Consider the following 11584-nt stretch of genomic DNA (forward strand, 5'->3'; position numbering starts at 1 on the left):
AGACACTTATCATGAGCAGGGGTGGCAAAGGCTCAACGAGGACTACCCTCAGCGCTGCGATAGCGACATTGAAAATAGTAGTTTTTGCTGGATTCATTATCTCTCCCGTGACCAGGCAGAGAAGATAGGTATTGCAGCAAAGGGCAAGCTAGCCCTTGGTCCAGGCAAGGATTACCCAGAATGGGTGTCGAAAAAGCTTGTCGATGATCTTGAGGATCAGTGGATTGATTCTGATAAGATCAATGGAAGCTATGGCAATGGAACTGTGATTATTGAACTATCGACTGACGCTTATGTCGCTGCCGGTTGCGGTGCTGAATGGGATCCATCCGAACCAGAAAGCCAGGTTGATCCAGAGGCTTCCCACTGGGATCAATACCCAGGCGATGCGGGCCCTTTGCTGCAAATTGAAATCAGCAGGAATACAAAGCAGTTTCCTACTGAATTGGAGATCCTGGTTCCCTACTTGATCAAGCTACGCAAACTGATCTGAATCATGTGATTTGATCACCGCAACCGCACCACCTCTCCCCAGGGAAACTCTCCATCTTCCAATCCCCCAGGTACGACCACCCATAAAGTCGGCAGTTCCGGTTCCTGCTTGGGAAAATCTCCGTAGCCATCGGTGAGATAGACGCAAACCGCCTGCATTTCGCGGCTCCAGTGCTTGGCGACCTTCTTGAAGAAAGGACGGAAGTCGGTGCCGCCACCGCCTTCTGGGGCAGGAATGCTGCTATCCACCTCCAGCTCGTAGGGGCCATAGCAACTGGCATCGGCATAAAACAACCAGCAGCGCAGCATCGGGTAAGCCGAAAGGATCCCTTGCACTTCGCCGAGGAACAAACTCAGCTCCTCTTCTCCTACCGAACCGCTGGTGTCGATGCAGCAGTACACCTCCACGCTCTCGCCTTCCAGGTGATCCAGATACAACCCTTGGTGGATGAAGCGTCGATCGAAGCCGCTGTAGTCATTGGGGGTGTGTACCAGATAGCGCCACAGCTGGCTGCGCCAATCGAGTTGTGGATCGGCGATCTCATCGAGGTGGCGTTGCAGGCATGCCGGTAACTCCCCCTTGCCCTGGCTCTGGGCCAGCAGGCGGGCCTGCTGGATCGCCTGCTTCCAGTGGGCCTCCAGTTCCTGGCGATGGTGCATGCCTTGCATTTCCTGCTCTCCCGATCCGGCGTCTTCACCTGAATTGGCACGGCGGCCAGAATTGTGGTTTGGTTGCTTACCTGCGGGGTGGCCAACGTCCCCATCGGCAGGGGTGCTGATGGAGCCGGGATTCAGCAGATCAGCCAGCGGCAGGTCTGGTCGTTGGGATGGCTTCCGTTTCTGCAGCATTTCGTAAATCTCTTCGACGCTGAGGTGCTCGAGCTTCGGATCACGAATTGCCCCTGCAGGTAACTGCAAGTGCTTTTCGGAGGCCACCATGCCATTGACGACGATGTCGGCGGCGATGTTGAACGCCCCAGGTTCTCGCATGCCGCGCCGTAGCGGATGCAGAAGGGCCGCATGCAGCAGTTCATGCAGGAAAACCGCATCCCGCTGCTCCGCCGGGAGATTGCCATACAGGTTGGGATGGAACCAGAGAGTGCAGCCATCGGTGGCCGCCATCTCTACCGCGTCGGTGAAGCGCACCTCGGCAAACATCGCCAAGGCCGCGAAGAAGGGGGCATGCATCCGCAGTCGCAGCCGTGTGGCGCTGATCAGCGCGTCGAGCTCGGCAGGACTACGAGAATTGCATGCCTTGCTCACAACCCAAGCAGCTCCCGGTAGTCCTTGAGGAACTGCTGCAGAGCAGGCTCTGCAGCCACCATCTTGGCCAGAGCACCGAGTTGATTGGAGCGGCGCATCTGCCCGATCAGGTCGCTGGCGTACAGCTGCACCCATTCGGCAGTGGCTTTCTCCACCAGCCACTGGAAGCCAGCAAGGCCTTGCTCGGCGCTGCCGGCGCGCATCGTCAGCCCGATCGCCGTGGCCCACCGGCCCGAGGGTTCCTCCGGGAATTTGAGCTTGCTGCCCTTACCGCCGAGGATGCGATCGAGATCCGGCAGCTTGTCATACACCTTCAGGTAGGCGCGGAATTCAGAAGCCGCCGCTTCACCAACGGCCGCATCCACCGCCAGGCCGGCCTGATGCAGCTGGCTGGCCATCTCCCAGCTGCGCGGTGACGGCCAGCTGGGCTCCTTGGCGTTGAGCTTGTGCAGCAGGGTGGGCCGGAAGGCCAGGAAGGCGAGCACCTGTTCGTGCAGGCGGCGCTCGAGCGCATAGGCCTTGAAGCTGTCGAAATCGGGGCCAACGCTCAGATGCAGGAAGCGATTGGCCAGCGGCGCTGGCATCTCGAATACTGAAGCGCGGTCTTCTTTGCGGTTGCCTGCGGCCCAGATGAACCAACATTCTGGCACCCGATAACTGCCGACCTGGCGATCGAGGATCAGCTGCTGCGCCACCCCCTGCATGGCCGGTGGTGCCATGTTCAGCTCATCAAGGAACAGGATTCCCTTGCCCTCACGAGGCAAGAACTCTGGTGGATACCAGGTGGAAGTGCCTAGGCTCTCGCCCTTTTTGGGCGGAACCGCCACCGGTAGCCCACGCAGATCGGTGGGCGCGAGTTGGCTGAGCCGCACATCGATGAAGTCCAGCTCCGCACGCTGCGCAACCTGAGCCACGATGCTCGATTTGCCGATTCCCGGCGGGCCCCAGATCATCGTGCTTATCGGCAGGTTTTGGGCCACCAGTTGCTGCAGGTAGGCGGTGAGTTCGGAGGGTTTAAAAGTCATGGGTTACGCGGGTGCAATGTCTTCTCAGTGGCACGTTTCGTCGCAGCTTGAGCTACGTGTTGATTTGCGTCTTGAAGCAGGGTCTTGATCTGACGCATTGGCGTGCTTGGGTGACTGGCCACGGCATGGCGTTCTCGCCAGTCCAGGCTCGAGGCGCATCGGCTGAGTAGCTGCGGCGGGCAGTGGGAGCTGCGCAGAGATAAGCGCCGGGCACGGGAGGAGGGTTTCGTTGAGCGAAGCAAAGCAAGGGCCGCGTTCTCGAAGCTTCTGGGATCTTTGACGGTGGTGAGTGCGGGGCTTGTCGCGGCTACTTCCGCAACAGTGCGGTGTTTGAAGGGTCCGTACTTGGACGTCTTTGTGTTATCAGAAAGCAGCTTAATCAACAGATGCAGGGGGCAATTAGGGTGACGTGACATCGTGGCCCTCAGGTCCGGATCCGGATCGCTGGCGTGGCTAGCCAGCCAGTCAACCGGATAGTTGGGACTGCTCACTACAGCACTAGGGTCGCCTGTGATTCCTAGTTCCCTGATTGTTCGATGCAAATCCGTTGAGCAGGCAGGATTGCCGGCGATAGAATATGCAATATCTCTGGAAGGATCCCTGGCTAGCTGTTCCAGCGCAGACATTGGTGTTTTTGGATGCGCCGCTGCCAGTTTCCGCAACTTGTTTACAGCACTTTTGGGCTGAACTGAAAGCAAAGCCATCCAACTCAGCAGCTCGGGTGAATACGGGCGCTCTGTGAAAGAGTTAGGCCTCGTCCAGTATCCGTCACAAATAGCAGATACAAAAGATTCTAGTTGTTCCTTTTCAAGGGAATCTATGACCTCCTTCATTAGTGCTGGTGTCCAACAGAGGATTTCTGCTGCATGCTTTAGATGATCCTTCCGTGCTGGCCCATTGAGTAGATGCCTCGCAGTTTGCTCTGGAAGATTTGGGTTGCGAAGTGGTGAACGCCCTTTGGCTGATCTGAGCGTCGATGGTGGGCAATTCGCATTCTGTAGGGCAGCTTTATTTACTAGAGAATTTGGCCCTGTCGAGAGTTTCTCCAAAACTGTCGCTGTGCAGGTTCGCAGCAGGGCCAAGGCGAAGCGGATCTCGTCTCGTGAATCGCTAGCAAGGCGCTCCATCTGTGCCTCGGTGAGGTCGCCAAAACAGACGGCCACCAAGCGCTTCCCGAAGTTGCGACTGGAGACCAACTTCCTTGTGTCCTTGGCAGAGAGAACGGCAGGCCACGTTTTCATGTGGACGATCAGCCATTCATGTTTATTGCTATCGACAAAGCTCTCCGCCGCAAATTCACTAACCAGTGCGATGAACCAGTCACGAAGTTTGTCCGAAATACCTTCAATTCCAAGTAACTGCCCAGCAGTCATGAGGCAATTAAGTTCATGCTCCTGGCCATGAACAAAGATACAAGGATTGCATGCATTTCTTAGGATGTAGCCAGGGTGATGGTAGTTCCCCAGGCTGTCCCACTCATCGCTACGTTTGTCGAGCTCCTGGGCGAGATGACAACGTAACTGATGCGAAGCGCCGGGATGCAGCAGTAACTGAAGCAGCTCCATGGTGTTGAGCAGGTTCACATCGGCGGTTTTATAGAAGCCCATCACGAAAAAAGCGATCTCGTGGGGGCTTAAATCTTCCCAGCCACCCTTCTCAAGTTCAGCTCTGGAGCAGCGCAGCAGCTCAGGGCTGCTCTGTTGGAGGTGGGAAGCCGCACTGCTGGCAACTAGATCTGCTAAATCGCCCTGTCTCTTCTCCGCCAGCTGACAGATCAGCCGGTCATGCTCGGGGTCATAGCGCACCAACTGATCAAGGGCCTTCTTGGGCACCGCAGGGTGCATGAGAAGGCGCAGCTGTTCGCGCTCACTGAGCTGGCATAGGCGCCAGCAGAAGTACTCGGTAGGTAAATCGTGGGCCGCCAGGATTGTTTTGTGCTGCATGCTCAACAGCGATGCCACTCGATCGGGCTCCTGATCCAGCCACTCCGCAAAACGTGGGTCACGAACGCAGGAGCGGCGTCCCATGGAGTGGTGTAACTCAGGGGGATCAGCCCCGGCGTAGCCGGGGCTGACGGTTCACCTCCCTCAGACATCAGCTGTGGCAATGGGTGGGCCGGTCTGTGACCCTGTTCGGAGAACTACCACCAAACCGAACACAGACCATGACCCTTACCCATAGTGGCGCCTCCGAGCTGGCCCAGCTCATGGAGGGCACCACCGCTGGCGCCCTGATTCCTGAAATCGTGCGCCGGGGCTTCCAGGATCTGCTGGAGGCCGAGGTTTCCGCTGCCATTGGAGCCACGCGCCATGAACGCTGCCCTGATGAGCGGTCCACTCACCGCAACGGCTACCGCCAGCGTCTGCTCACCACCCAGGTAGGCGACATCAGCCTGGCCATCCCAAAACTGAGGCAGGGCAGCTTCTTTCCCGATTGGCTCGAGCCTCGCCGCCGGGTGGACAAGGCCCTCTATGCCGTGGTGATGGAGGCCTACACCGGCGGCATCTCCACCCGCAAGGTCGATGCCTTGGTGGAGGCCTTGGGCGGCGCCAGCGGCATCTCCAAATCGGAGGTGAGCCGCATCTGCCAGGGGCTCGACGAGCAGGTGAAAGCCTTTCTGGGCCGGCCGTTGGACCATGCCCTCTACCCGTACGTCTTCCTCGATGCCACCTACCTCCACGGCCGTCTGGGGCAGAACATGCAGGTGGTTTCACGGGCCGTGGTGGTAGCGATCGGCATCAATGCCCTCGGCTACCGAGAAGTGCTCGGCATCGCCGTGGGTGACAGCGAGGCAGAGGGCTTCTGGCGGCAGTTCCTCGGCTCCCTCAAGGAGCGTGGCCTGACTGGCACCCGGCTTGTGATCTCCGATGCCCACCTGGGGCTGACGGCGGCGATCAGGCGCATGTTCCAGGGCAGTAGCTGGCAGAGGTGCCGGGTGCACTTCCTGCGCAACCTGCTCAGCCATGTGCCGAAAGCCGGCCAGGACATGGTGGCAGCGGCCATGAAGGCTGTGTTTGTGATCCAGGCCCCTGATCAGGTGCGTGGGCACTGGCAGCGGGTCACCGAGATGCTCCGCAAGCAGTTCCCAGCAGCCGTGCCCGTGATGGACGCCGCCCGCGACGACGTGCTGGCATTCCTGCACTTCCCCCAGGAGCACTGGCGCAAGATCTGGAGCACCAACCCGCTTGAGCGGCTGAATAAGGAGATCAAACGCCGCACCAACGTCGTCGGCATCTTCCCCAACGATGCTGCGATCGTGCGGTTGGTGGGCAGCCAGCTGCTGGAGCAGCAGGAGGAATGGCAGCTGGAGCGCCGCCGCTTCTTCTCCGAAGCCACCATGGCCAAGATCCCGGAGCCAGAAGAGCCGCTGGAGCTCACCGATGGAGATCCGTCTGCCCAGCCGGCAGCAAGGACCAGCTGAAGCGCAACAGCTCCTCCCTCGATCTACACAGAACACATCGATCGCTGAGTTGCCAATTCAGCGATCAGGGTTCATAGTGGATGAACGGGGCTGCGCAATCAGCTTCCAAGCAGTCATCCTCTGACTGCTCCTGTTCACCCTCCGGAAAGGGTCACAGGACCTCCTGAGTTACACCACTCGGAGGGGCGCTACCTGGTCAGATTCGTGAGGAATACGCCAAAACACCTAAAGGGCGCTCAGGGGGTTCGTTGTGATCCTATTAGAGGAGCAGATCAGTCATTACCTCCAGCAGCAGGAAACAGCAAAGCGGGTGTTGCTGGTAATCAAAAAGCATCACAAGAAAAAAGGAGAAGCACAGGAGATGCCACCAATCCCCAGTGCGCTTTTAACTGCTGAGGAAACTGAGGAGTTAGAGGAGGAGCATTCCTTCTACGTCTATAGAACAGATACCAACGCGGTGCTGGCACGAGGCATTCAAGGGTTTGAGGCGGCAAAGAGCAGAGCGAACGAACTGAGGAAATCCCACGGGTTGAAGTGGGATCAGGTGCGCTTCAAGGCGGAGCGCGGAACCCAGAGCACTGGTGGGTCTGGTGGTTCAACGGCAGCAGCGCCCAAGAAGCAGTTCGGGGTGAGTAAAGACGGCAAAACCTTCACCAACACTTCTGGGCAGAGCGGCAGAGTGGATTACGCCAAACGCTATAACCCATCAAAGGGTCGCAGATTTAGAGGATATACAGACCCACAGGGCAACTACCACGATATTGATTAAAAAGGTCTCTCAGATGAGACCTTGTCTGCCTAAGGCGTGAGTCAGTTAATTGCCTGCTTCTTTCGACCATCCGTAGCGGGATTCCAGTCTGAATAAATTGTTTTCCACGCTTTCACCGTTTCAGGTCCAATCTCGCTGATACGAAGACCGGTTGAACCATCATTGGAAAGAAGCACAAATGCTTTGCCATTCACCAACTCATAATTGGCAAGTGCATCAGCAATCTGTTTGTTAACTGCGAAGACACCGTCGCAACCATTTACGACAACATAACCATCTTTGTTCTTAATTCCAAATGTCTGGATTGAATCACTCCCCGTTGTCATTCTTCGCCCGAATGCCCCTTCTTTAACGGTTTCGAGGCGAACTCGAATGCCATTGCGACCGAAGAAAGATGCTACCCGAAATGCCTTGTTATAGTTGCGATCGAATACACCAATGGTTTGACCCGTAACTGGATTTTTTAGTATTACTGGTTTTGAGAGTGGGAAGTTTGTGCTTTCAAGATCCTGGGAGCGCCAGTCCTCGGTAATAGTAAATACTTCAACCCCTGGGAACTGACGAGGAAGTTTCTCTTCTTGATATTGAATATACTCCTCAGTCCGAGTTGGTGTGCAGAGACCGAGTTCCTCTTTAAGATTATCGCCGTAATTCTTGGGACTAATTTCAAAGGCAATTGAGGGTGCTGCTGCGGAAAGCAGGGTGGCAAACGCAAGGGCACTTTGGACTAGGCGCATCGATGTGAATGCTTTCAGATATAGTAGCATTAACACATCAGATTCCTGCATCATGCAATTTATGCATATTTTGCCGGATACTCGCTTTCGATGACCTTGCGTTCTATTGCCTTGATTTCCCTGCCAATCCTAGGTGCAGGTCCCTTTTTGGGGTATGCCCTGTCCGCTGTTGCCGCTACTACTGTTGGCGTAGGAAGTCGGGTCAACTGCCCCGGGTCTTACCTGCCCGCTGGAAACGGAAAAGTGTGCCAGGCAGCACCAGATTTCAAAGACATTAGATATCTGGGAGAAAAATCAACTCAGACTTGTAATTTCCCGTACACCAGAGTGAATGCTGGTGAGAGCAAGTGGTGTGTTACATATCCAGATCTTTGATTTAACACCCAATCAATTCAAGCAAGCGCCTTTCGTCTTCCACCAGGCGATGGCGCTTTTTTGTTGATTCAGCACGACGCTTTGCGACCTCATTGGGATCAACTTGGGTTCCCTTGATTTGGCGGGTCTTCTTGCGGCGCGTGACCCTCTCGCACTTACGTGTAGAAGGGGTTGAGGTGGACGAATCTCAGCATTGGAAGGAGCGAGACAGGCAAGAATCCAATTCTGGAGAAGGGGTGCCCCCGAGAACCCCTGCAAAATCAAGAGTCTCAACCAATTTTCAAAAAGGGGTTGACAGGACTGCATAACCGTCATATACTTACCTCACAAGCGACCGCAGACTCCAGCAATCAAGCAAAGGGAGATCCGCTGTCTTGTCGGTGAGCGACCGCCGAAATAACCAATACGCAACCTGCTCGGACGAGCGTTATTCACATCTGCTACAACTTCACATCATGACCTCACTTATTTCGCCTCAATTGACCACTATTTCTGCTCTTGCTTCATCTATGGATGAGCATTTTGATTACCAGAATAAGATTGAATTTGACAACGAGTCTGAGTTGCGCTCTCAGTATGGCGACCAGTTCTACGAAGAGTTCTACAACTACTTTGAGAATGTATGGTTTTCTGCCATTGGTGAGACCATTCAATTTATGTTTACTCCTGGCGTCCTTTCCGATGCTGTTCGCCATGCTTCTGAGAAAGCAGGCGTCGCTCTTTTAGATACTGGCAATTGGGATGGCGAGGAGTTCGACGAAGAGAATGACGAAGAAGAATGAGTTAATGATTTAATGTACATCTATTTCCACTGAGTTATCTTCTCATCTGTTTGCTTTGATAGAGAGGTGATTGCGACTAAAAATTGCGGTCACCTCAAAATCAAAGGCAATGATCTGACTGGAAATCCTTCCGCAGACTCCAGCAATCAAGCAAAGGGAGATTCGTGGTCTTGTTCGGCGATAAACCGCTAGAAATCCCTATACCTGCTCGTTCTTAGAGCGCAAACACACCTACGCCCTGGAGGCATCTATGGATACAACTGAATACAATGTTGACCTTATTGTGGCATCTCATAATGGCGATCCTGAAGACATCATTCATCAACTATTGATTGACGCAGGAGTTGAGATTGTCGCCTTGAACTGCTACGAGAAAGAGAGTTTCTAAAGATTCTCTTGTGAAAATCTGAGGAAGCACTTGGATGCTCCCTCGCACCCCCGCTCAACTGAGCATATAAACATTCACCCCTAGAGGTATTTATTATGACTGCACTAACCAAACATCCTCACCATAGCAATGGTAAATTTTACGATCCACAAACTGAATACTATCATCTGACCTATAATGTTATCTCAGATATAAAGTGGGTTCGTCGCCCCCACCTTACCCTGGCAGAAGTTAAAGATTCCCTGGAGGAACTCCCGCTTCTGTTTACCCCTGGTTTTTCACCATCGAGTGAGAGTAAGTTGCCTGGCATTATTCCTGATTACGAGAATCTTCAGATCTACAATGAGAACTGGTTGAGTGAACTTCATCAAGATTGGGATGAAGTGAATCAGAAGTCTGTCGACAGTGAAGTTACGAATCATCAAGTAATCTTTGACAACCGCTATGAATCTGCGGCAGTCAACTGTACTGGCAGTCCTTCGTTATCTCGTCAGAAAGGAGAAGATGAAGATGCCTGGCATCAGCGTGTAGAGCAGCAGCGTTGTGCCCTTGAAGAGGAGTATATCGCCCGTATGCGTCTTCACGAACAACTTAGTAAGCATCAAAACGATCTTCCCGCCTTGCTTGCGCTTTGCCTTTGAGATAAAACCGAAGTAATCGGATAATATCTGATTACTTTCCCACCCTGAACAAAGAAGTCAAGCGATTTCTCTCGGAAGTAGTTAATACCCTTCGCCCATACACTATTGATGGAGAGGTGACTGTCATTAACAACGGTCACCTCAAAATCAAAGGCAACTATCCGTCTGGCACTCGTTCATTTCCAATGGCAACGTCTCCCAGCGATTGTAAATGGAAACACGTAACCAAGGCAATGCTGAAGCGTTTTATCTACACAGAAATCCTTCAAACTAAACGTTAAAAATCTATCACATCTAACAAGCGCCCATCTCCATCCACAAGGCGATGGCGCTTTTTTGTTGATTCAGCACGACGCTGAGCAACCCGATAGGCATCCGCCTGATTCTGCTTGGTTCGGTAGTGATGCCAGTTGCCGTTTTGATCTTGCCATTCGATGTTGTTGGTCATCTAAGTGCCTCAAATGCTTTTCCATCGCCATCACGGTCAAGGTAGGTGTGTCCTTGCTTAAGGAGCACCTGTGCCTTGTCCCAAGACCCGATCTCCTTACACCGATTTTTACCAATGGTAATCCTACCTCCACCTGAAGACGTACTACTGCCACCTCAACCGCAATCGCATCCATCACCTGTTCGAAACTGAGCGGTGGGCAGCAACGCTCTGACTTGCCTTTGAGCAACTGAAACACTTGACAACCTGTGCTAACCTTAGTTTTTATTTTTTAATTATGAAGTTCTCGTCTGTGCTGCTCGCGCTATTATCATTTGCGACGGTTTTCTCTATGACTACTCGTGAAGCATCGGCGGAGGGGAGGTGCTGGGACAAGGACTCTTACAAGAGAGAATGGGGTTGTAAAGTAATAAATACCACGCCGAATGGAATGTATATCCTTAGATGTTGCGAAAAGTGGATGAAATAACTAGTTTTTAACTACTTCATTCAATTAAGTCGCCAAAGTGGGCATTGAGTGCCTGGGAGAACTGATTCGGGAACTCGGTGTTGATGGCGGCACAAAGTAGGTCAAGGCAAACTTCCTGACGACTACAAGTGGAAACTCAACGACGAGACGCTGTTGAAGCGTTTTATCTACACAGCAATCCTTAGCAGTTCTACTGCTTAATCAATTAAATCAATCAAGTGCCCATCGCCATCCACCAAGCGGTGGCGCTTCTTTGTTGACTCAGCACGACGCTGAGCAACCCGATAGGCATCCGCCTGGTTCTGCTTGCTCTGGTAGTGATGCCAGTTACTATTTTAAACTTGGCGTCTAACATAATACGCAAAATACGCAAAAAGTGAAATAATATTACCTTGGTTTATTGCCAGATTGTTTCATCTAAAAGTGATTCCTCAATCGATTGCCTCATGGCGATAAGTCCGTTATTTAGCAGGAACGATGCATGACCTATTAGGCGGATAAACTTCATATAATCGCTGGCATTAAAGACAATTGTGCTCGCAGAGTCTTCTGAAAGTGCCAGTATTTGTGTCACATCTGGATGTCCGTCGCCCTTATATGCATGTTTGACAATCTTATAGTGTACTGCGTATTGCAGTACACCGTCTGAACCCCTAGAAGAAAACGCAATAATAGAAATGCAATCTGCGTATTGCTCGCTGTCAGCAATTTTTCGGTATGGGAATATTGCTTTGTAAGTAAGGAGACCGCTTTCAATTGCTATAGATGATTCCT

The 11584-nt window shown here is 53.1% G+C and carries 11 protein-coding genes; 5 read left to right on the forward strand and 6 right to left on the reverse strand.

All coding sequences use genetic code 11. The features are described 5' to 3' along the window. Positions 1-493, forward strand: a 493-nt coding sequence (locus tag KBZ15_RS09095) for a hypothetical protein (RefSeq protein WP_255014871.1), incomplete at its 5' end; no start/stop codon positions are given. 14 nt (positions 494-507) lie between these two features. Here the strand turns inward: KBZ15_RS09095 and KBZ15_RS09100 are convergent. Genes KBZ15_RS09100 through KBZ15_RS09110 form a run of 3 tightly spaced genes read right to left on the reverse strand, consistent with a single transcriptional unit; the run spans position 508 to position 4741 of the window. Next, on the reverse strand, positions 508-1755 hold the full coding sequence (locus tag KBZ15_RS09100; RefSeq protein ID WP_255014872.1) for a DUF2201 family putative metallopeptidase: 1248 nt from the start codon (positions 1753-1755) through the stop codon (positions 508-510). Continuing rightward, entirely contained in the window at positions 1752-2780 is a 1029-nt protein-coding gene (locus KBZ15_RS09105) for an ATP-binding protein (RefSeq protein WP_255014873.1), read from the reverse strand. The genes KBZ15_RS09100 and KBZ15_RS09105 overlap by 4 nt, the downstream gene beginning before the upstream one ends. Beyond that, the gene (locus KBZ15_RS09110; protein ID WP_255014874.1) at positions 2777-4741 is read right to left on the reverse strand and encodes a hypothetical protein; all 1965 of its coding nucleotides are present in this window, start codon (positions 4739-4741) and stop codon (positions 2777-2779) included. The genes KBZ15_RS09105 and KBZ15_RS09110 overlap by 4 nt, the downstream gene beginning before the upstream one ends. 203 nt (positions 4742-4944) lie before the next feature. On the opposite strand from KBZ15_RS09110, the gene KBZ15_RS09115 reads away from it, so the two are divergent. Both KBZ15_RS09115 and KBZ15_RS09120 read left to right on the forward strand, forming a co-directional pair. After that, positions 4945-6201, forward strand: a complete 1257-nt coding sequence (locus KBZ15_RS09115; protein ID WP_255014875.1) for an IS256 family transposase — start codon at positions 4945-4947, stop codon at positions 6199-6201. A 250-nt stretch (positions 6202-6451) separates the two neighbouring features. Beyond that, positions 6452-6970 carry a hypothetical protein gene (locus tag KBZ15_RS09120; RefSeq protein ID WP_255014876.1) on the forward strand — a complete coding sequence of 173 codons (519 nt, stop codon included), beginning with the start codon at positions 6452-6454 and terminating at the stop codon, positions 6968-6970. Between the two features lie 41 nt (positions 6971-7011). Here the strand turns inward: KBZ15_RS09120 and KBZ15_RS09125 are convergent, their stop codons facing one another. Then, positions 7012-7761 carry a hypothetical protein gene (locus KBZ15_RS09125; RefSeq protein WP_255014877.1) on the reverse strand — a complete coding sequence of 250 codons (750 nt, stop codon included), beginning with the start codon at positions 7759-7761 and terminating at the stop codon, positions 7012-7014. A gap of 695 nt (positions 7762-8456) precedes the next feature. Here KBZ15_RS09125 and KBZ15_RS09130 point away from each other — a divergent pair. Together KBZ15_RS09130 and KBZ15_RS09135 are read left to right on the forward strand one after the other, a co-directional pair. Then, positions 8457-8864: a hypothetical protein gene (locus KBZ15_RS09130; protein ID WP_255014878.1), complete on the forward strand. Its 408-nt coding sequence runs from the start codon at positions 8457-8459 to the stop codon at positions 8862-8864. 483 nt (positions 8865-9347) lie between these two features. Further along, positions 9348-9893 (forward strand): hypothetical protein, encoded by a 546-nt coding sequence (locus KBZ15_RS09135; RefSeq protein WP_255014879.1) that lies wholly within the window; start codon positions 9348-9350, stop codon positions 9891-9893. 277 nt (positions 9894-10170) lie between these two features. Here KBZ15_RS09135 and KBZ15_RS09140 read toward each other — a convergent pair whose 3' ends face one another. Both KBZ15_RS09140 and KBZ15_RS09145 read right to left on the reverse strand, forming a co-directional pair. Continuing rightward, positions 10171-10341: a hypothetical protein gene (locus tag KBZ15_RS09140; RefSeq protein WP_255014880.1), complete on the reverse strand. Its 171-nt coding sequence runs from the start codon at positions 10339-10341 to the stop codon at positions 10171-10173. 866 nt (positions 10342-11207) lie between these two features. Beyond that, a partial coding sequence (locus KBZ15_RS09145) for a hypothetical protein (protein WP_255014881.1) occupies positions 11208-11584 on the reverse strand: 377 nt, incomplete at its 5' end.

Source organism: Cyanobium sp. BA20m-p-22 (genome assembly GCF_024346275.1).
Classification (GTDB): domain Bacteria; phylum Cyanobacteriota; class Cyanobacteriia; order PCC-6307; family Cyanobiaceae; genus Cyanobium_A.